At 63.9% G+C, this 18806-nt stretch carries 21 protein-coding genes; 13 read left to right on the top strand and 8 right to left on the bottom strand.

Going from position 1 to position 18806, the window contains the following annotated elements:
* The first annotated feature begins 50 nt into the window (after positions 1-50).
* From F3H41_RS18665 to F3H41_RS18690, 6 genes are all read left to right on the top strand, one after another.
* The gene (locus tag F3H41_RS18665; protein ID WP_149740199.1) at positions 51-773 is read left to right on the top strand and encodes a class II aldolase/adducin family protein; all 723 of its coding nucleotides are present in this window, start codon (positions 51-53) and stop codon (positions 771-773) included.
* A 113-nt stretch (positions 774-886) separates the two neighbouring features.
* A complete protein-coding gene (locus tag F3H41_RS18670; RefSeq protein ID WP_149740200.1) occupies positions 887-2515 on the top strand; it encodes a choline dehydrogenase in 1629 nt (542 codons plus the stop codon).
* Complete coding sequence (gene fhmpcd1, locus F3H41_RS18675; RefSeq protein ID WP_149740201.1) at positions 2515-3444, top strand: 5-formyl-3-hydroxy-2-methylpyridine 4-carboxylate 5-dehydrogenase; 930 nt, start codon at positions 2515-2517, stop codon at positions 3442-3444. The genes F3H41_RS18670 and fhmpcd1 overlap by 1 nt, the downstream gene beginning before the upstream one ends.
* 2 nt (positions 3445-3446) lie before the next feature.
* The gene (locus tag F3H41_RS18680; RefSeq protein ID WP_149740202.1) at positions 3447-4004 is read left to right on the top strand and encodes a TRAP transporter small permease; all 558 of its coding nucleotides are present in this window, start codon (positions 3447-3449) and stop codon (positions 4002-4004) included.
* Complete coding sequence (locus tag F3H41_RS18685) at positions 4001-5272, top strand: TRAP transporter large permease (RefSeq protein ID WP_149740203.1); 1272 nt, start codon at positions 4001-4003, stop codon at positions 5270-5272. Before F3H41_RS18680 ends, F3H41_RS18685 begins: the two co-directional genes overlap by 4 nt.
* A gap of 16 nt (positions 5273-5288) precedes the next feature.
* Entirely contained in the window at positions 5289-6296 is a 1008-nt protein-coding gene (locus tag F3H41_RS18690; protein ID WP_149740204.1) for a TRAP transporter substrate-binding protein, read from the top strand.
* A gap of 20 nt (positions 6297-6316) precedes the next feature.
* On the opposite strand, the gene F3H41_RS18695 is transcribed toward F3H41_RS18690, so the two are convergent.
* Entirely contained in the window at positions 6317-6724 is a 408-nt protein-coding gene (locus F3H41_RS18695; RefSeq protein ID WP_149740205.1) for a hypothetical protein, read from the bottom strand.
* A 90-nt stretch (positions 6725-6814) separates the two neighbouring features.
* On the opposite strand from F3H41_RS18695, the gene F3H41_RS18700 reads away from it, so the two are divergent.
* The 7 genes from F3H41_RS18700 (at position 6815) to F3H41_RS18730 (ending at position 14291) form a co-directional block, all read left to right on the top strand.
* Positions 6815-7852: a BMP family protein gene (locus F3H41_RS18700; protein ID WP_149740206.1), complete on the top strand. Its 1038-nt coding sequence runs from the start codon at positions 6815-6817 to the stop codon at positions 7850-7852.
* 72 nt (positions 7853-7924) lie between these two features.
* On the top strand, positions 7925-9469 hold the full coding sequence (locus F3H41_RS18705; RefSeq protein ID WP_149740207.1) for an ABC transporter ATP-binding protein: 1545 nt from the start codon (positions 7925-7927) through the stop codon (positions 9467-9469).
* The gene (locus F3H41_RS18710; protein ID WP_149740208.1) at positions 9466-10560 is read left to right on the top strand and encodes an ABC transporter permease; all 1095 of its coding nucleotides are present in this window, start codon (positions 9466-9468) and stop codon (positions 10558-10560) included. Before F3H41_RS18705 ends, F3H41_RS18710 begins: the two co-directional genes overlap by 4 nt.
* A gap of 3 nt (positions 10561-10563) precedes the next feature.
* Positions 10564-11499: an ABC transporter permease gene (locus tag F3H41_RS18715; RefSeq protein ID WP_149740209.1), complete on the top strand. Its 936-nt coding sequence runs from the start codon at positions 10564-10566 to the stop codon at positions 11497-11499.
* 22 nt (positions 11500-11521) lie between these two features.
* Positions 11522-12328, top strand: a complete 807-nt coding sequence (locus tag F3H41_RS18720; RefSeq protein ID WP_149740210.1) for an N-acyl homoserine lactonase family protein — start codon at positions 11522-11524, stop codon at positions 12326-12328.
* An 11-nt stretch (positions 12329-12339) separates the two neighbouring features.
* Positions 12340-13515, top strand: a complete 1176-nt coding sequence (locus F3H41_RS18725) for an alanine--glyoxylate aminotransferase family protein (protein ID WP_149740211.1) — start codon at positions 12340-12342, stop codon at positions 13513-13515.
* 29 nt (positions 13516-13544) lie between these two features.
* Positions 13545-14291 (top strand): SDR family NAD(P)-dependent oxidoreductase, encoded by a 747-nt coding sequence (locus F3H41_RS18730; protein ID WP_149740212.1) that lies wholly within the window; start codon positions 13545-13547, stop codon positions 14289-14291.
* Between the two features lie 278 nt (positions 14292-14569).
* Here F3H41_RS18730 and F3H41_RS18735 read toward each other — a convergent pair whose 3' ends face one another.
* The 7 genes from F3H41_RS18735 to F3H41_RS18765 all read right to left on the bottom strand — a co-directional run bounded on the left by F3H41_RS18735 (position 14570) and on the right by F3H41_RS18765 (position 18755).
* Positions 14570-14983 (bottom strand): curlin, encoded by a 414-nt coding sequence (locus F3H41_RS18735; RefSeq protein WP_149740213.1) that lies wholly within the window; start codon positions 14981-14983, stop codon positions 14570-14572.
* 177 nt (positions 14984-15160) lie between these two features.
* A complete protein-coding gene (gene csgH, locus F3H41_RS18740; protein WP_149740214.1) occupies positions 15161-15556 on the bottom strand; it encodes a curli-like amyloid fiber formation chaperone CsgH in 396 nt (131 codons plus the stop codon).
* 54 nt (positions 15557-15610) lie between these two features.
* Positions 15611-16048, bottom strand: a complete 438-nt coding sequence (locus tag F3H41_RS18745) for a curlin (RefSeq protein ID WP_149740215.1) — start codon at positions 16046-16048, stop codon at positions 15611-15613.
* A 220-nt stretch (positions 16049-16268) separates the two neighbouring features.
* Positions 16269-16601, bottom strand: coding sequence for a hypothetical protein (locus tag F3H41_RS18750; protein WP_149740216.1), 333 nt, complete (start codon positions 16599-16601; stop codon positions 16269-16271).
* Positions 16598-17485: an NAD(P)-dependent oxidoreductase gene (locus tag F3H41_RS18755; protein WP_149740217.1), complete on the bottom strand. Its 888-nt coding sequence runs from the start codon at positions 17483-17485 to the stop codon at positions 16598-16600. Before F3H41_RS18755 ends, F3H41_RS18750 begins: the two co-directional genes overlap by 4 nt.
* Complete coding sequence (locus F3H41_RS18760; RefSeq protein ID WP_244616275.1) at positions 17482-18000, bottom strand: gluconokinase; 519 nt, start codon at positions 17998-18000, stop codon at positions 17482-17484. The genes F3H41_RS18755 and F3H41_RS18760 overlap by 4 nt, the downstream gene beginning before the upstream one ends.
* Positions 18000-18755 (bottom strand): SDR family oxidoreductase, encoded by a 756-nt coding sequence (locus tag F3H41_RS18765; protein ID WP_149740218.1) that lies wholly within the window; start codon positions 18753-18755, stop codon positions 18000-18002. The genes F3H41_RS18760 and F3H41_RS18765 overlap by 1 nt, the downstream gene beginning before the upstream one ends.
* Positions 18756-18806 lie beyond the last annotated feature (51 nt).

Here is an 18806-nt window from a genome sequence, read left to right on the forward strand (position 1 = left end):
CACAACGATAAAAATCGGGGTCGGCACTGCGGCAGACTGGGGGAACAACAATGACAGACAAGACACAGAGCCGACAGACGGTTTTCGAAGAACTGGTCATGGCCACCAAGGTCCTCATCAATGAAGGGATCATGGACACGTTCGGCCATATCAGCGCCCGCGACCCGGATGATCCGAACGGCTTCTTCATGGCGTCCAAGCTGGCGCCGAGCCACATCACCGTCGCGGACATGCAGCGCTTCAATCTCGACGGCGAGACGACCGACAACCGGCCGTCCTATCTCGAGCGCTACATCCACAGCGAAATCTACAAGGTCCGGCCGGATGTGCAGTGCGTGCTGCATACCCATTCGCCCGCCGTGCTGCCCTATTGCTTCGTCGACCAGCCGCTGCGGCCCGTCACCCACATGGGCGGCTTCATGGGCGAGTCCGTTCCCGTCTATGAAATCCGCGACACCCATGGCGATGCGACGGATCTGTTCGGCGGAAGCCCCGCCGTCTGCGCCGAAATCGCCAAGGTCCTCGGCGATCAGGCAGTGGTCCTCATGGCGCGCCACGGCGTGGTCAATGTCGGCGACTCCGTCCGCCAAGTCGTCTTCCGCGCCTTCTATCTGGAGCAGGAAGCCGCCGCGCTCACCGCGGGCCTGCGGATCGGCAATGTCAAGTACCTGACGCCCGGCGAGGTGGTCGCCGCCGGCAAGCTCGTCGGCGCCCAGATCGACCGCGGCTGGGACCACTGGACGCGCCGTCTGGAGCAGGCGGGACTGGCCTGAGGCCTGCAGCCATTTGACGAGCGCCCGGACCCGTCCGGGCGTCGCATGGGGGTGCCCCGGCCGATCGAGGTCGTTTCGCGGGCGCCGCAACGTCAAGCAAAGCGGTGATGCCGATGCAGAACGCACAAAGCTACGATTACGTTATCGTCGGAGCCGGCTCGGCCGGCTGTGTCCTGGCGAACCGGTTGAGCGCGGATCCGCGCTGCTCGGTGCTGCTGCTCGAGGCCGGCGGTTGGGATCGCGATCCGATGATCCACATTCCCCTCGGTTGGGGAAAGATTCTCACGGAACGTCGCCATGACTGGATGTATTTCTGCGAGCCGGAAGACAATGTCGGTGGCCGCCGGGTGGAATGCGCCCGCGGCAAGGTGATCGGCGGCTCGTCTTCGACCAATGCCATGGCCTATGTGCGCGGCAATCGCGGCGACTACGATCGCTGGGCTGCGAGCGGCCTGACCGAATGGTCCTTCGAAAAGGTGCTGCCCTATTTCCGCAAACAGGAGACGTGGGAGGGCGGCGCAAGCCATTTCCGGGGCGGTTCCGGTCCCGTCAACACGCAGTTCTGCAAATACAAGGATCCGCTGATCGAGGCTTTTGCTGAGGCCAGTGTCCAGGCGGGCTATCCGCAGACCCGTGACTACAATGGCGAACAGCAGGAGGGTTTCGGCCGCCTTCAGATGACCATTTCAAAGGGACGGCGCGCGTCGACCGCCTCCGCTTATCTGAAGCCCGCGCTGAAGCGGCCCAACCTGACGGTGCTGACGGGTGCGATGGCGACGGAAGTGGTGCTGCAGGGCAGCCGTGCCACGGGCCTGCGCTTTCGTCACCAGGGCAGCGAGCGCATGGTGAGCGCCCGGCGCGAGGTCGTGCTGTCCGGTGGCGTGATCAACACGCCGCAACTCTTGATGCTGTCGGGCATTGGTGATCCGCAAGAGTTGTCCGCGCACGGCATCGCAACGAAGATCGGTCTTCCGGCGGTCGGCAAGAACCTTCAGGACCATGTTTCGGTCATCCTGATGTATCGCCGCCGCCAGCCCGGCCCCTTCTTCAAGAAGATGCGGGCCGACAGGATCGGTCTCGATTTCGCCAAGACCTACCTGACAGGGCGCGGCTTTTCCGGGGACGTGCCCGGTGGTGTCGTCGCCTTCCTGAAAAGCGGCGCGGATCGGCCGCTGCCGGATGTGCAGCTGCTCTTCACCGCCGCGCCGCTCGCCGCCTGGCCGTATTTCAAGCCGTTCAAGCAGCCTTTCGCCGATGGCTTTGCCACCCGCATCGTCGCCACGCAGCCGGAAAGCCGCGGCCTGATCAAGCTTGCATCGGCTGATCCGCAGGCAGCACCGCTCATCCACCAGAACTTTCTGGCCTCGCCCCGGGATTGGGAGTCGCTGCGCGCCGGTGTCCGCGTCGCCCGCACGCTTGCCGCCCAGCCGTCCATGCAGCCCTTCGTTGCGGCTGAATTCCTGCCCGGCCCTCAAAGCCAGAGTGACGCGCAGATCGATGATCACATCCGCAAGACCTCCATCACCGTGCATCACCCGGCAGGCACCTGCCGCATGGGCGCGGATGCTGCTTCGGTGGTCGACCCCGAACTGCGCGTGCGCGGTGTCGCCGGTCTCCGGGTCGTCGATGCCTCGGTCATGCCTGACCTTGTCTGCGGCAACATCAATGCCGCCGTCATCATGATTGCCGAAAAGGCTGCCGATCTCATCGCGGCCTCGACAGAGAACAGGGAAGCAGCCTGATGTTCAAGCACATCGCCGTCATCGGATTGGGGACCATGGGTCCTGGGATGGTCGCCCGGCTGGCGCGGGGCGGGGTCAATGTCACCGCCTATGACGTGGCAGCCAGCGCCATCGAGCGCGCCCGCGCGGCCTTCGCCGTCGCCGAAACAGTGCTCGATTCGCTCGGCATCGCCGCGCCCGCGAGCGGCGCTGGCACCGTCCGCTTCACGGAAGATCTGGCGGACGCGGTTTCAGGCGCCGATCTCGTGATCGAGAACGTGCCCGAGAAGATCGAGATCAAGGCGGAGGTCTACCGCAAGATCGATGCGCTGATCGGCGCTGACATCATCGTTGCCTCCGATACCTCGGGCATTCCGATCACGCACCTGCAGGCACATCTTTCCCATCCGGCCCGCATGGTCGGCATGCACTGGTCAAACCCGCCGCATATCATTCCGATGATCGAGGTCATCGGCGGCGAGAAGACGGCTCCCGGCACGGTCAAGACCATGGGCGATTTCATCCGCGCGCTCGGCCTGTTGCCGGTCTTCATCAAGAAGGACGTACCCGGCTTCGTGGAAAACCGCGTGCTCTACGCGCTGCTGCGCGAGGTCGTTGATCTCGTTGAGCGCGGGGTCATCGAGCCGGAGGATATCGACACCTGCGTATCCTGGGGGATCGGCTACAAGCTCGCAGTGGTCGGGCCGATGGCCCTCCTCGATATGGCGGGCCTCGACATCTACAATTCCGTCGCCAGCCATCTCAATGCCGATCTTTGCGACCGGAAGGATGTTGCGCCGCTGGTGGCGAGCAAGATTGCCGAAGGCACCCTCGGCATCAAGTCGGGCAGCGGCGTTTATTCCTACACGCCCGAGCGGATCGCTGGTCTTCAGAAGGATCGCGCGCAAAAGCTCGTTGCCATCCGCCGCATTCTCGAAGGCGGTGCATGATCATGGCGGCGCACGACACAGCCCGTCTCAAGACGGCCGAGAACCCCAACGCTCACACACCCGCTGCGCCCTCGCGCTTGAGCGGTTGGTTGAACACGGTTCTCGGCATTGCCTTGCTGGCCGTGGTCGCCGTTAATGTGCTGAATGCGGCGAGCCGCTACCTGCTGGGCATCGCGCCGCTGGGTGCGGATGAACTCATGGTCTATGTGCTGATCTGGTCGGTGATGCTGGCCTCGATCCTGTCGCTGGCGGCACGTTCGCACATCAACGTCAATCTGCTGCCGTCCTATGCCGGCGGGCGCCTGCGCCACGTCTTGCATATGGTTCACGATGCTGCGGCCGTGTTCGCCGGTGCCTATGCCAGCTATGCGTCCTGGCTGTTCATCGGGCGCATCTCGCGCCTTGGCGTCAAGAGCATGGGTCTCGGCTTGCCGATGACCGTGCCGCATGGCGCGCTCCTCATCGGCTTTGCCGGCCTGACCCTGATAGGCGCCGTCATGCTGGTCCGTGACACCGTCGCCTTCGTGCGGAATACGCCGCATGCGCAGGTGACGCCATGATCTGGTCACTCGTCGCCCTGCCGCTGATGCTGCTCGCGCTCGGTACGCCGGTCTTTCTGGTGTTCCTCGTCGGCGTCGCCGTGACCATGATGTTCGTGCTGCCGATGCCGGCCGTGGCCCTGCAGCAGGTGCTGTTCGGCGGCCTCGACAACTACGCGCTGCTGGCCATTCCCTTCTTCGTCTTCGCGGGCGAACTGATGGGCGGGTCCGGCATCGCGCAACGCCTGATCGCCTGGGCCATGGCCATGGCGGGACGCGTACCCGGCAGTCTCGGCGTCGCCACCGTTGGCGCGTCCACCGCCATCGGTGCCATCAGCGGCTCCAGCGTCGCGACCGTCGCGGCACTCGGCAAGACCCTCTACCCCAAGCTGATCGCGGCCGGTTACAGCCGGGAGCGCGCCAGCGGCCTGCTCGCCTCCAGCGGTGCGATCGACATCGTCATTCCACCCAGCATCGCCATGATCCTCTATTGCCTGGCGGCCGAACAATCGATCCCGAAACTCTTCATGGCAGGCGTTCTGCCCGGCCTTTTGATGGCAGTCATGATGGGCGGCTTCGTGATGATCGCCGCGAGGCGGGAAGGCGTTGCAAGCGGTCCGCGCTTCGACGGAAAGCTTGCCTTGAAAGCCACGCGCGAGGCCGTGTGGGCTTTGCTGATGCCGGTCTTTGTGCTCGGCGGCATCTATTACGGTCTGTTTTCACCGACGGAGGCGGGCGGTTTTGCCTGCGTCTATGCCATCGTCGTCGCGCTCTTCGTCTATCGCACGATGACGCTGGCAGACATCGTGCGTGCCGCCGGCAATTCGGCGATGCTGTCGGGCCAAATCCTGATCATCGTCGCGGCGGCCGGGGTGATCACCTGGATGATCACCACTCAGGGCATCCCGCAGGCCATTATCGGCTGGATCAACACGCTTCAGCTCAGCGCTGTCACGTTCCTGCTCGCGGTCAACATCGTCCTGCTGGTCATCGGCTGCTTTCTCGATCCGACCTCGGCCATCCTCGTCTTTGCCCCCCTGCTGGTTCCGATCGCGGTTTCGCTGGGCATCGACCCCATCCATTTCGGCATCGTCATGACCGTCAACCTCGCCATCGGCATGTTCACGCCACCGTTCGGGCTGAACATCTTCGTGGCCCAGTCGGTCACCGGCCTTCCGGCCCATGTCCTTTACCGCGGCGTCGCGCCCTTCGTGGCCGTGCTTCTGCTCGCGCTTCTCATCATCACCTATGTGCCGGCACTTTCGCTGATGCTCGGTTCCACGCTCTAGAAAAGAGGGAAACATCATGCTTACGAAGTTTTTCAAGGTCGCGGCGCTGAGCACGGCGCTTGTCTTCGCGCCGATGGTTTCGGCGTCGGCACAGACGACGATGAAACTCGCCACGGCGACCATCAACGACGTCCAGCATGAGTGGCAGAAGGTCTTTGCCCGCGAGTTGGAGGCGAGGGCGCCCGGCGCCGTGAAAACCGAGATCTATCCGGCCAGCCAGCTCGGCGCGATCCCGCGCATGGCCGAAGGCGTGCTGCTCGGCACTATCGAGGCCTTCACGACGCCCACCTCCTTCATGACCAATGTCGATCCGCGCTTCCAGGCGTTCGACGTGCCGGGTCTCTTCAAGACACCGGATGACGTGAAGGCCGCGATCCACGATCCGGAATATCGCCAGCACATGGAGGAGATGTTCCTCGACAAGGGCCTTCGCGTCATCGGCGCGATCTACAACAGCCCCACGGTGGTCTTCACCAAGAAGGATGTGACGACGCTCGAAGGCCTGCGCGGCCTGAAGATTCGCACCTTCGCCTCGCCGCTGCAGATCAAGCCCATGGAACTGCTCGGCGCTACGCCGCTCCCGCTGGCTCTGACCGAAGTCATCCCGCAGCTCGAATCCGGCGGCCTCGACGGCATGCTGGTCGGCGTGCCGATCCTCACGGCGTTCAAATATTACGATGTCGGAAAGAACATTCTCGATCTGCGCTTCGCCGAGATCGTTTCGGTGACCGTGGTCAACGAGGACTGGTTCCAGTCGCAGACCGATGCGGTGAAGACTGCCATTATCGAAGCCGGGCGCGCCGCCGAAACGGAGGTGTTTCCGTGGGGCGTCGCCAATGTCGAGAAGACCTACAAGGTCTGGACCGACAATGGCGGCAAGGTCAACGAACTGTCGCCAGCCGAGCAGCAGACGATGAATGCCGACTTCGCCAAGCTGGCGGCAGATCTTCTTGCAGCCGAGCCCGAGGTGAAGGCCGAGTACGACCGGATGCGGACCCTCGTCGATGCCAAGGGGGTGAAATGAGCAAGCCACTCACCCCGGCCTCATCGGCAGGCGAGCCGCTTGCCTTCGGCCCGGCAGGTCAACTGCCGAGCCGGCGGCTTGCCCGACTTGAGACCGAGGTCGAAGCGCGTCTCGTAGGTGTGGCCTTCCACGCCGCACCAGGCGCGCTCCACGGGCAGGGCCTCGCCAGCCGTATTCATCGCCGCCCAGGTGCCGCTGTGCGTGTTCACGTGAAGACCGAGACTTGCGGTTTCGCCGGGTGCAACACGGGCGAGGTCGGTCGCGAACCAGTGGGCGATCTCGGCCTGGCAGAGGATGGGCGCAGCACCGTCATTGCGGACATCGAGTGCGACCGCCACCAGGCCGTCCGTTTCAACGGTTTTTGCAGCCACAGCCGGGCTGGCCGTCAAGAGCATGACCATCGCAGTGAAAACCATGGGTGACTTCATCAAGGGAAACTCCTGAGCAGATCATTGCCAATAAAAACAAGAATAATAATGCATACAAATGGGAACTCAACAAGAAATCGGGAGCTTAAAATGTCAAAATTCTTCGGTAAGAGCATGATTGCTACACTATTTGTAGCATTGATGAGTGGCGCGACTTTCGCGGCTGAAGTGAAGTCCATTGCCATTCTGACGCCGGAAGAAGGAACCGACTTCGGTTGGAACCAGCAGGGCGTCGACGCCGCAAAGGCCGCCGCCGAGGCCGCCGGTATCGAAGTCGTCGTCGCTTCGGGTCTCGGATATGGCGATGTGCGTCCCGCGATGCGCGAAGTCGCGGCCGATGGCGCAAGCCTGATCATCGCGCATGCCAGCGGCTATGCGACGGCTGCGCCTGAGATTGCCGCCGAGACCAACATTCCGGTGGCGATCGTCGACAGTCCGAATGCGCTGAAGAAAGGTCTCGTCGCCGACTACACGCTAAGTGGCCATCAGGGCGCCTATCTCGCCGGCCGCATGGCCGCCAAGATGAGCAAGGCCAAGCATGTCGGCATCGTCGTCTCGGGCGAACCGCCGTCGTGGAACTCGCAGTCCGCGGGCTTCGCGGAAGGCGTGAAGGCGGAGAACAAGGATGTCAAAATCACCTACGCGGTGATCGGGCCGGCAGCCTACAGTGATGCGGCCGGCGGCCGTCGAGTCACGGAAAGCGTGATCGCGTCGGGTGCCGATATCATCTTCGGTCAGGGCAACGGCTCCAGCTTCGGCATGCTGCAGGCCGTCGAAACGGCCAAGACACCCGATGGCGGCAAGGTTCTCTTCATCGACGTCATCGGCGACAAGACCTCGGTGGCGAAGGAGCACCTGCTGACCTCCGTGGTCTGGGATATCACGCCGGTCTACACGGCCATGATCAACGACCTCAAGGACGATACGTTCGGCACGAAGCGCTACGCGATCGGTCTTGCCGACAACTCGGTCAAGCTGATCAAGACGGCGCAGATTCCGGACGACGTGTGGAACGACATCCAGAAGGTCCGCGAGCAGATCGTTTCGGGCGAGATCAAGGTCGAGCCGGTCTTCGAGGCGACGGCGGTGCGCGGCCTCATGACCGACGTCTCCGCAGCGGCCCAGTAAGCGATGCGTCACGTCCGGGAGGGCGGCTGCGTCCTCCCGGGCGGATATCACTCTCAAAGGAAGGAAGCCGCCATGGGCACGCAGGCGCCAACGCCGATCGTCACGCTCGACGCCGTGACGAAGCGCTTTCCCGGCATCATCGCCAATGACAAGGTCGATCTCGAGATCCGGGCGGGCGAGGTGCATGTTCTGCTGGGCGAGAATGGCGCCGGCAAGTCGACCCTGATCGGCATGCTCTCCGGCTTGCAGCAGCCCGACGATGGCCGCATCCTGATCGACGGCGTCGCGACGAGCATCCGTTCGCCCAGCCACGCTCTCTCGCTCGGTATCGGAACGGTGTTCCAGCACAACATGCTGGTACCGACGCTGACCGTTGGGGAAAATCTCGCGCTGGGCGGGCGCTGGTGGCAAAGGCCGAAGCTTGCCGAGATTGCGGAGCGAGTGGCGGCGGTCGCCGGACCCTTGGGCATCAAGATTAATCTGGATGCACGCGTCAGCGAACTGTCGCTCGGGGAACAGCAGCAGGTCGAGATCGTCCGTGCGCTGCTGCGCGACAGCCGGCTGCTCATCCTCGACGAAGCGACCTCGATGCTCACGCCGCATGGCGTGACCGAACTGGGCGCTCTGATGCGCCGACTGGTGGAACGCGGCTTCGCCGTGGTGTTCATCACGCACAAGCTCAGCGAAGCTGCTGATTTCGGCGATCGTGTCTCCGTTCTGAAGCTCGGCCGCAAGGTTGGCGAGATCACGCCGGAGCGCTTGCGGGCGATTGATCGCGATGCGCTGGTGGCGGAGATCGTTGGCATGATGTTCGGCCGACAGGCCGGCGAGGAGGCGGTGTCCATTCCGCCGCGTGCCGACAATGACGAGCGGCTGCTGGAGGTTTCCGGCCTTGAGATCGCGCCAAGCGGTGACACGCCGGGCCTTCATGGCATCTCATTCGATATTGGACATGGCGAAATTCTCGGCGTGGCGGGTATTGACGGAAATGGACAGAAACAATTGGCCGAGGCCCTGGCTGGCCAGCGCGCAACCGCCGGCGGCCGCATACGCCTCGGACAACAGGCCTTGGACGGCCTTACCGTCGGTGCTCGCCGAAAGCATGGACTGCGGTACCTGACGGACGACCGGCTGGGGGAAGGCACCGTCGGTGCATTCCCGGTGTCGATCAATTTCTTCCTCAAACAGATCGGCGAACCGCCCTTCTGGCGCAGCGGCATCGAACGGTCAGGCGAGATCGTGGCGCGCGGCGGCGACCTCGTCCGTCAATATGATGTGCGCACTCCGAGCCTTGCGACGCCGATCGGCCGGCTGTCCGGAGGCAATATCCAGAAGGTGCTGATCGCCCGCGAACTCGCAGACGGTGCGCGCGCCGTCATCTTCAACAAGCCGACCTACGGGCTCGACCTCGCGAACAGCCTCGCGACGCGGCAGCGCATTCGCGACATCGCCAGCGAGGGCATGGCCGTCCTCCTCATCTCCACCGATCTCGAGGAGCTTCTGAGCATGTGCCACCGCATCGCGGTCATCTCCGAAGGCAGGCTGGTCGGCATTGTCGACAACACGCCCGGAGCCGGAGAACGCGTCGGGCGCCTGATGATCGGACTTGCAGCATGACACACGACGTTTCCTCCGCTCCCGCCGCTGGCCTCGACGTCTCGGCTGCCCAGGTCGCCCGCAGCGCCCTCATCCGCCGTCTGGCGACCACCATCGGCCCCATCCTCATCTCGCTCGTCCTTGCCGGGTGCCTTCTGCTTGCGCTCGGCGTCAATCCGCTCAGCTATTACGGTTTCGTCGTCCAGCGTGGCGTCCTGTCGGGTCTGGGGCTGCAGCAGACGCTGACACGCATGGCGCCGCTGCTGTTCATCGCCTCCGGCCTGATCGTCGCCTTCCGCGCCGGCATGTGGAATCTCGGGGGTGACGGCCAGTTCCTGCTTGGCGCCGTGATCGCGGCAGCCAGCGTCACGCCGATGGTCCAGGTGTTGCCGGTCTGGCTGGCGCTTCTGGCGGCCAGCCTGCTTTCCATCCTTGTCGCCGTCTTTTGGTCGCTTTTGCCGGCCCTGCTGAGGGCATACCAGGGCGTCAACGAGATCATTACCACGCTGATGATGTCCTTTCTGGGCGTTTCGCTGGCCAACGTGCTGGTGAAGCTCATGTTTCTCGATCCGGGCACGACCGTGCCGCAGACCCGCACGCTTGCCGTCGAGGATCGCCTGCCGCGGCTTTTCGACACGACGGTCACCAGCGGTCTCGTCTTCGGGCTGATGGCCATCATCATCGTGCATCTCATGATGACGCGCACGGCCTTCGGCCTGAAACTGCGCATGGTTGGCGCCAATCCGCGCGCGGCCATTCATGCCGGTCTCAATGTGCCGTTGCTGACGGTTGCGGTCTTCGCCCTGTCTGCGGGCCTCATCGGCCTCGGCGGCGCGGTTGATATCCTTGGCATCCAGGGCAATGTGCGCGCCGACTGGAACCCGGCCTACGGCCTTGCGGTCATTCCGGTGGTCTTTCTCGCTCGGATGAATGGTTTTGCAGCCATCGCCTTCGTCTTTCTCCTGTCCGTCCTGGAGATCGGCGGCGAAAGCGCGGCGCGCAAGCTTGGCGTTCCCCACTACTTCACCCTGGTGCTGATTTCGATCGTGCTGCTGACGCTCGCTGTCGCCGAGTACATCGACCATCGCTTCAACCAAGCAAGGAAGGCCTGAACCATGACGGGTTTGTTCAGCGATACGTTCCTCGCGGCGCTGCTCTTCGGTGCCGTGACAGCGGCCATTCCGCTGCTTCTCGCTGGCCTCGGCGAGCAGATGTCGGAAAAGGCCGGCGTCTTGAACATCGGCATCGAGGGCATGATGATTGCCGGCGCCTATGTCGGCTTCGTGTGCGCCTTCTATTCCGGTTCCCTCTGGGTCGGCTTTCTGGCGGGCGCGGCGGGCGGCATGGTAGTGGCGGCGCTGATGTCGCTTCTGTGCGTGCGGCTAGGATTGAACCAGATCGTGATCGGCATCGCCTTGACGCTGGGACTGGAAGGCCTGACGGCGCTGCTCTACCACTTCCAGTTCTCGCGCAGTTATCCGCGCCTGCCGGCCGCCGAAACCCTGGCAGTTCCGCTTCTCAGCGACATTCCGCTTTTCGGGCCTGCGCTCTTTCGCCATCACCTCATCGTCTATCTCGCCGTGGCCATGGTTGGCGTGATGGCGTGGCTTTACCGTCGCACCCAGTTCGGCCTCAACCTTCAGGCGGCCGGCGACAAGCCGGCAGCGCTCGATGTCGCCGGTATCGATGTCATCCGCACCCGTACCGTTGCGGTCCTGTTTAGCGGCGGGATGGCGGGGCTTGGCGGCGCCTATCTCTCGAATGTCGGCGCCGGTCTGTTCATCCCCTTCATCACCAATGGCGCCGGCTTCCTCGGCATCGTTCTGGCCATGCTGGCGCGGGGACGGCCGATCTGGGTGCTGATCGGGGCCATGATCTTTGGCGGCTGCCTGTCGATGACGACGGCCGCCCAGGTGGCCGGGGTCAACGTGCCGATCGACGTCATCCAGATGCTGCCCTTCCTGGCCGTCATGGCAATGCTCGTCCTGTTCGGGCGGCGTGCGAGCCTGCCGGCGGCCCTCGGCATTCCCTACGAGCGCGGCGCGCGCTGAACTTCCACAAAGGAGAGAAGGCATGACGGATACCAAGGTATATCTTCTGGACGGCGGCTCCCTCGTTCTCGACGGCTTTCACGTCTTCTGGAACCGGGGACCGGGCGGCGAGGTTCGCTTCCCCGTCTATTCGATCCTCATCGAGCATGCAGAAGGCCGCTTCCTGATCGATACGGGCTTCGACTACGACCATGTCATGAAGGTTCTGCCCTTCGAAAAGCCGATCCAGTCGAAGGATCAGACGATCCCCGGCGCACTCGGTCTGCTCGGACTGGAGCCCAAGGACATCGATCTGGTCGTCAATTCGCATTTCCATTTCGACCATTGCGGTGGAAACAAGTACTTCCCGCATGCAAAGAAGATCTGCCACAAGACCGAGGTGGCGCAGGCCTGTAACCCGCAACCCTTCGAGCATCTCGGCTATTCCGACCTCAGTTTTTCCGCCGAGGCGGCGGAAGCGCGCGGCGCGACGGATCAGCTTCTGGCCGGCACGACCCGGCAAAACTCGACCTTCGAAGGCGTGGAAGGCGACATCGATCTGGCCAAGGGCGTGAAACTGATCGCGACACCCGGCCACTCGATCGGGCACTACAGTCTCCTCGTGGAATTTCAGACGCGCCGCCCGATCCTCTTCACCATCGACGCCGCCTATACGCAAAAGAGTCTGGAAACGCTGTGCCAGGCGGCCTTCCACATCGATCCGGTCGCGGGCGTTCAATCCATGCGGCGGGTCAAGGCGCTCGCGGAGGAACATGATGCCGAGCTGATGTTCTCCCACGACATGGAGAACTTCCTCTCCTACCGCACCGGCACCCAATTTTACGGCTGAGGAGTGAACCCATGCGCTATGCCGATACGGCACCTCCCGTCATCACGCTGACGTCGGGACCGGTCAACGCCTATCCCGATGTGCTTCGAGCGCTGGGGCGGACCGTGCTTTACGATTACGATCCGGCCTTCCAGGCCTTTTACGAGAAGGTCGTGGAAAAGACGCAGGCCGCGATGCGCCTGTCGACCCGGCCGGTGATCCTGCAGGGAGAGCCGGTGCTCGGGCTTGAGGCCGCCGCCGCCTCGCTCATTACGCACGAAGATACCGTGCTCAACCTTGCCTCCGGCGTCTACGGCAAGGGCTTCGGCTACTGGGCGGCCCGCTACACGAAAAAACTTCTCGAAATCGAAACGGCCTATAATGATGCGATCGATCCGCAAGCGGTGCGGGAGATGCTCAAGAAGCATCCCGAGATCAGCATTGTCTGCGTCTGCCATCACGACACGCCCTCAGGCACGATCAATCCCGTCGACGAGATCGGCAAGGTGGTTGCCGACCACGGCGCCTATCTAATCGTCGATGCCGTGTCGTCCTTCGGCGGCATGCGCACGCATCCTGAGGACTGCCATGCCGATATCTACATCACCGGACCCAACAAGTGCCTTGGCGCGCCTCCAGGCCTCACCATGGCGGGTATCAGCGACCGCGCCTGGGAAAAGATGAAGCGCAATCCGGCCGCGCCCCGCGCCTCTATGCTCTCCATCCTCGATTGGGAACATGCCTGGTCTCGCAGCGAGCCCTTTCCCTTCACGCCCTCCGTGGCGGAAATGAACGGGCTCGATGCGGCGCTGGATCTCTATCTCGCCGAAGGGCCGGAAGCGGTCTGGGCACGTCATGCGCTGACGGCCAAAGCAACGCGCGCCGGGCTCCGTGCCATGGGTCTCGACATCTGGGCCGCGCGCGACGAGATCGCCTCGCCCACGACGACGGCGCTGAAAATCCCCGGCGGCGTCGATGAAGCGCAGTTCCGGTCCGAGGCGCGGGCCCGTTATGGCGTCGTCTTCTCGTCCGGCCGTGGGGAGACGCTTGGCAAGCTCACGCGCATCGGCCACATGGGGCCGACCGCCCAGCCCATCTATTCGATCGCCGCTTTGGCGGCGGTGGCGGGAGCGATGAGCGCTTGCGGCGTCAAGACCGATGCCGGCGCTGCCATCGCGGCCGCAATCGCCATCATCGACCAGAATTGACGAAGATCCGAACACGAAGGAAGAATGCAATGAGCGCAAGACTTTCAGGACGAACCGCCTTGGTGACCGGCGCGGCACAGGGCATCGGCAAGGCGATCGCTGCGCGGCTGGCCGCGGATGGGGCAAACGTCATCGTCAGCGACGTCAATGCCGACGGCGCCAAGGCCGCCGCGGCGTCGATTGGCTCCGGCGCCATCGCGATCGCGGCCGACATCTCGGACGCAGCGGCCGTTTCGGCACTTTTCGCAGAGATAAGCGAGCGGTTTGGTGCCTGCGACGTGGTCGTCAACAACGCCTCGATCGTGCCCTTCATCGCCTGGGACGATGTCGATCTTGCCCACTGGCAGAAGATCATCGACGTCAACCTGACCGGCACGTTCCTGGTCTCGAAGGCGGCCACCGACCAGATGCGCGCCAAGGGCCGAGCCGGGCGCATCGTCTCGATCGCGTCCAACACCTTCTTCGCTGGAACGCCAAACATGGCGGCCTATGTGGCGGCGAAGGGTGGTGTCATCGGATTGACGCGGGCCATGGCGACAGAACTCGGCAAGTACGGCATCACCGCGAACGCCATCACGCCGGGGCTCATCGAAAGCGATGGCGTCAAGGATAGTCCGCATAACAATGCCTTCGATTTCGTCGAGATGTTGCAGGCCGTGAAGGGCAGGGGCCAGCCTGAACACATCGCCGATGTCGTTGCCTTTCTGGCCTCCGACGACGCGCGGTGGATTACCGGCCAGACCATCAACGTCGATGCCGGCATGGTCCGCTATTGACAAGCACGGCGCGGCTCGTGCGTGTCGGGCGTCTTTCACCGGCAAGCTCGACGACGGCTGCGTCTTGGACCGGTGATCTGTTTGCCCCGCGCGCAGCACTGGGCGAGGCGCGGCCGGCGACCTTCTGGTGTCGCCGACGCTCCCGCATGACGACGATCGTTCCATAATAATGCCTATGCCGCAAATGTCATCGCCGCGGGCAGGCTCTGGCATGCTGACCGAGAGCCCTTCCCCATGCGGCTCCTTCGGCCGCACGAAGAACTGGCCATGGCCAGACGTTACCAGCCATAGGTGAAGGTGGCACCGCTGCCGCCGTTGCCGTTCTGGATGACGTTGGCGTCGGTATTGCGGCCGTACTGGAAGATGCCATAGGCATTGCCATCGCCATTTTGCTGGAGTGTTGCCGAATGGCCGTCGCCCCTTTGGCGGATGATGCCGAGATTGCCACGACCTTTTTGGGTCAGGCCAGCGGCATTGGAGCGGCCAAGCTGGCGGATATCGCCGTTCTTGATGCCACGGTAGAGGGAATAGGCTTGGACGCCGGTGGACCAGAGGTTGGCTTCCTCGGCATTGCGCGGCCCGATATTGAAGGAGATGCTGCCGCCGGCCTGCGCCGGTCCGGCAAGCGCGAGGGGGCCAAGGCCGCCGGCGAGAAGCGTGATCGTCAGGATTTTGAGCGTGGTGCGGGTCATCATCTTTTCCCTCTTGCGACCTTGATGGCCATGATCGGAACATCGCATGTCCCGCCTGAATGGCGCCGGAACCGAGTGTTCAGCCGGCATTCAGCCGCCGGCTCAGGAGAGCGGTAACGAAAAAGGGACGCCGTTTGCGGACGTCCCTGTTGAGGCCATGGTCGTGTCGAGGATAGCTCAGACGCCCGACTTCGCCGTGCAGCGGAAGGTTTTTCCCGCAAGCTCGCCCTCGAGCACGGCGCTGTAGGCGCTGCCTTTCGCATCGACCGAAACGGATGCCAGCGGAGCGCTCTGGCCGGCACCAGTCTCGAAGGCGCCGCCCTGGCTGACGGTGGAGCTTCCGCCGCCGCCGGACTTTTCAATGCGGAAGGAATAGGTTCCGCCGGCCGTGCGATCGGCATGGACAAGCGCGTCCAGCGTCACCATGCCCGCCTGTTTCGTGGCCCGTATTTCGCACGGCCCTGCTGCATCCGTCCGGCCCTGCGTCGACATGGCGGCAAGGGTTCCGACGGGCACGAGGCACAGCATGGACAGCATGATCAGGTGACGTTTCTGCGTAGCACTCTTCAGCATGGCTCATGGCTCCCGGATCTGTTGGTGCGGACCTTACCTGCGCGCCTTGCGAGCTCAGTCGCAGACCTGCACGAAGGCGGCGACATTGCCATTGCCGCCCTGGCTGACATTGGCATCGCAGCCCCGGCCGACCTGCACACCGGCGGCGATGTTGCCATTGCCGTCCTGGGTCAGGATCGTCGTGTGGTTGGAGCCGAACTGGCCGATGCCCGCGACGTTGCGATTACCGGTCTGGTAGGTCGCCCCGTAATTGTTGCGACCTTCCTGGCCGATGGCCGAGAGGTTGTGGCGGCCGTACTGGCGGCTGACGCTTCGGTTGTAGCTGCCGTTCTGGTAGGTGCGGATCCGGTTGCTATAGCCTTCCTGGGCGCCGCCGCCCGAATTCGACCAGCCATACTGCTCGATGCGCACGTCATTGGCCATGGCAGGGGCGGCGCTGGTGATGCCGACGAGGGCGACAAGGGCGGTTGCGATGAAGGACGTGCGGTTCATGACGATGTCTCCTCAGCGGCACTGGCCGCGGTTGATTGAACGTCTCCCTTTTAGGACCTTGCTTTGGAATGGAAGCTGAAGGGTGTGTTCAGTCGCGGTTCAGGCAACGACCGCATCGCCTCCCGCAAAGAAAAAACGCATGACGCGGGGGCGCGTCATGCGTTGAAGAAAGCCCGCGCGGACTTTTATTCGCCGTTCAAAGGCGCTCTGTCTATTTGTTTTACAGCGGAAATTCGTTGGCGAGCGTAACATGGTGATGAATGCGGCCGACAAAGAATTCCGCGAGCACGGATTCCGTCGCGGCGCGGGCTTCGGTGCGCACGGGGCTGGCAAGGGCCTCCTCGACGGCGATGAGATCCGGGTAGTTGATGGCGAGGATCATCGGAAATTCGGGTGCGCCATCGTCGCGTGCTTCGGCGAAGGAGACGCGCACATCCGTAGCCTTCGGGAACTGCTTCCATTTCGGCAGGATGCGCTCGATCACCGCCTGGCGGAAGGCTTCTGTCTTGCCCTCCTTCACGGTGCCTTCGAAGAGTGCGTAGCGGGTGATCATGAGAAGTGCTCCTTGTTCGGTCCCCGGAAGAATTCCATCAGTGCGGCCTGGTCCTCGCCGCCGAGGCCGGCGGCCGTCAGCATGCGGTGGATTTCGGCGCAGGCCGCCGTCAGCGGCATGGCGGTGTTGGTGCGGCGGGCGAGATCCTGCGCGCCGTTGAGGTCCTTCACCATGTTGTCGATGCGCCCCGTTCGGCGATAATCCTTCGTCACGAAGCGCGGCATGTATTCCTGCAGGATGGCGCTGTCGGCGCGCCCGCCCTTCAGCGCCTGAGGGATCTTGGCGGCATCGACGCCCGCATCGAGCGCCAGTTGCGTGGCTTCGGCGACGGCGAGGAAGCCGAGGCCGCACAGAACCTGATTGATGAGCTTGGTGGTTTGCCCCGCCCCGACCGGGCCCATATGGGTGTAGTTGCTGGCGACGTGGCGCAGCACCGTGTGGGCGTCCGCGACATCCTCGGCAGCGCCGCCCGCCATCAGCGTGAGCTGGCCGATCAGTGCCTTCGGCGCCCCGCCGGAGAGCGGGCTGTCCACCCAGCGCAATCCCTTTTCGGCGGCCTCGGCCGCAAGGTCCTTCGTCGCATCGGGGTCGATGGAGGACATGTCGATGATGAGGGTACCGGCCTTCGCGCCCGCTGCTACGCCACCTTCGCCGAACACCGCCTTGCGGACGATGGCAGGTGCGTTGAGGCTGAGGATGACGTAGTCGCTCACCGCCGCCGCCTCGGCGGCGGAGGTCGCTTCCTGCGCACCCTTCTCGACCAGAACGGCGCGTTTTGCCGGGTCGGGGTCGAAGACCGTCAGGTGATTTCCGGTTTCGGCAAGGCGGGTGCCGATGGCACCGCCCATGGCGCCGGCGCCGATGAGCGCGACCCTGTTCGTCATGACTGTCTCTCCTCAAGCTTCTGCGCGATCGCCGCGACGATCGTTTCCAGCGGTGCATCGATATCGACGGTGATCGCCCCCTCCTCCGCGCCCGGCGGTTCGAGCGCGGCGAACTGGCTGTCGATCAGCGTGGTCGGCATGAAGTGCCCGGTGCGCGCGCCCATGCGCCGGGCAATGAGTTCGCGGCTTCCCGACAGATGGACGAAGGTCACAGGTGCGCCGGCCTCCACACGGATGTGGTCGCGATAGGCGCGTTTAAGGGCCGAGCAGCCGAGTAGAAGATTGCTTTCGGCAGCGCCCAGCCTTTGGCCGACCAGTGTCAGCCAAGGCCAGCGGTCGGCGTCATCGAGCGGTTCGCCGCGTCGCATTTTGTCGATATTGGTCTCAGGGTGCAGGTCGTCGCCATCGACGTAGGTCGCGCCAAGGCGTGTCGCGAGCGCAGCGCCGACGGCCGATTTGCCGCAGCCGGCAACGCCCATCAGCACGACGCGCAGGATGGAGGAAGAGCCAGCCATCACAGCGACGCCGTGATGCCGCCATCGACGAACAGCACATGGCCGTTGACGAAGGAGGAGGCGCCGGACGCCAGGAAGATGCAGGCGCCGACGAGTTCGTCGACATTGCCCCAGCGTCCAGCCGGCGTCCGCTTTTCCAGCCAGGTGGTGAAGGCCGGGTCGGAGACCAGCGCCGCATTCAGCGGGGTATCGAAATAGCCGGGTGCGATGGCGTTGCATTGCAGTCCGTATTTCGCCCAGTCGGTCGCCATGCCCTTGGTGAGGTTCGCAACGGCGCCCTTCGTGGCGGTGTACGGCGCGATGCCGGGGCGGGCGAGTGCCGTCTGGACACTGGCGATGTTGATGATCTTTCCGGCGCGGCGTGCGATCATGTGGCGGGCGACGGCCTGGCCCACATTGAACACGCTGGAGACATTGGTGCGCATCAGCCGTTCGAAGGCGTCGGCCGGGAAATCCTCGAGCGGCGTTCGGTGCTGCATGCCGGCATTGTTGACGAGGATGTCGATGGCGCCGGTTTCCGCCTCGAAGCGATCGACGGCGTCGCGGGCGGCGGCGTGGTCGGTTGCGTCAAAAGCGAGCGTGTGGGCTGCGCCCGTTTCCGCTGCCGCGGCGGCAAGCTTCGTTTCGTCGCGCCCGTTGAGGATGATCTCGGCGCCGGCAGCGGCCATGCCCTTGGCGAGTGCGAGGCCAATGCCCTGCGAGGAGCCGGTGACGAGCGCGCGTTTGCCGGTGAGGTCGAAGAGGGTGATGCTCATTGTATCAAGTCTCTGTTGGTCGGAACTGCGAACGTAGAGCGTTCGGCAGCT

This window comes from Rhizobium sp. RU20A (assembly GCF_900155885.1).
Lineage (GTDB): Bacteria > Pseudomonadota > Alphaproteobacteria > Rhizobiales > Rhizobiaceae > RU20A.

Coding starts and splice junctions, on each gene's coding strand:
- F3H41_RS18665 (WP_149740199.1), top strand. CDS start 51: ATGACAGACAAGACACAGAGCCGACAGACGGTTTTCGAAGAACTGGTC.
- F3H41_RS18670 (WP_149740200.1), top strand. CDS start 887: ATGCAGAACGCACAAAGCTACGATTACGTTATCGTCGGAGCCGGCTCG.
- fhmpcd1 (WP_149740201.1), top strand. CDS start 2,515: ATGTTCAAGCACATCGCCGTCATCGGATTGGGGACCATGGGTCCTGGG.
- F3H41_RS18680 (WP_149740202.1), top strand. CDS start 3,447: ATGGCGGCGCACGACACAGCCCGTCTCAAGACGGCCGAGAACCCCAAC.
- F3H41_RS18685 (WP_149740203.1), top strand. CDS start 4,001: ATGATCTGGTCACTCGTCGCCCTGCCGCTGATGCTGCTCGCGCTCGGT.
- F3H41_RS18690 (WP_149740204.1), top strand. CDS start 5,289: ATGCTTACGAAGTTTTTCAAGGTCGCGGCGCTGAGCACGGCGCTTGTC.
- F3H41_RS18695 (WP_149740205.1), bottom strand. CDS start 6,724: ATGAAGTCACCCATGGTTTTCACTGCGATGGTCATGCTCTTGACGGCC.
- F3H41_RS18700 (WP_149740206.1), top strand. CDS start 6,815: ATGTCAAAATTCTTCGGTAAGAGCATGATTGCTACACTATTTGTAGCA.
- F3H41_RS18705 (WP_149740207.1), top strand. CDS start 7,925: ATGGGCACGCAGGCGCCAACGCCGATCGTCACGCTCGACGCCGTGACG.
- F3H41_RS18710 (WP_149740208.1), top strand. CDS start 9,466: ATGACACACGACGTTTCCTCCGCTCCCGCCGCTGGCCTCGACGTCTCG.
- F3H41_RS18715 (WP_149740209.1), top strand. CDS start 10,564: ATGACGGGTTTGTTCAGCGATACGTTCCTCGCGGCGCTGCTCTTCGGT.
- F3H41_RS18720 (WP_149740210.1), top strand. CDS start 11,522: ATGACGGATACCAAGGTATATCTTCTGGACGGCGGCTCCCTCGTTCTC.
- F3H41_RS18725 (WP_149740211.1), top strand. CDS start 12,340: ATGCGCTATGCCGATACGGCACCTCCCGTCATCACGCTGACGTCGGGA.
- F3H41_RS18730 (WP_149740212.1), top strand. CDS start 13,545: ATGAGCGCAAGACTTTCAGGACGAACCGCCTTGGTGACCGGCGCGGCA.
- F3H41_RS18735 (WP_149740213.1), bottom strand. CDS start 14,983: ATGACCCGCACCACGCTCAAAATCCTGACGATCACGCTTCTCGCCGGC.
- csgH (WP_149740214.1), bottom strand. CDS start 15,556: ATGCTGAAGAGTGCTACGCAGAAACGTCACCTGATCATGCTGTCCATG.
- F3H41_RS18745 (WP_149740215.1), bottom strand. CDS start 16,048: ATGAACCGCACGTCCTTCATCGCAACCGCCCTTGTCGCCCTCGTCGGC.
- F3H41_RS18750 (WP_149740216.1), bottom strand. CDS start 16,601: ATGATCACCCGCTACGCACTCTTCGAAGGCACCGTGAAGGAGGGCAAG.
- F3H41_RS18755 (WP_149740217.1), bottom strand. CDS start 17,485: ATGACGAACAGGGTCGCGCTCATCGGCGCCGGCGCCATGGGCGGTGCC.
- F3H41_RS18760 (WP_244616275.1), bottom strand. CDS start 18,000: ATGGCTGGCTCTTCCTCCATCCTGCGCGTCGTGCTGATGGGCGTTGCC.
- F3H41_RS18765 (WP_149740218.1), bottom strand. CDS start 18,755: ATGAGCATCACCCTCTTCGACCTCACCGGCAAACGCGCGCTCGTCACC.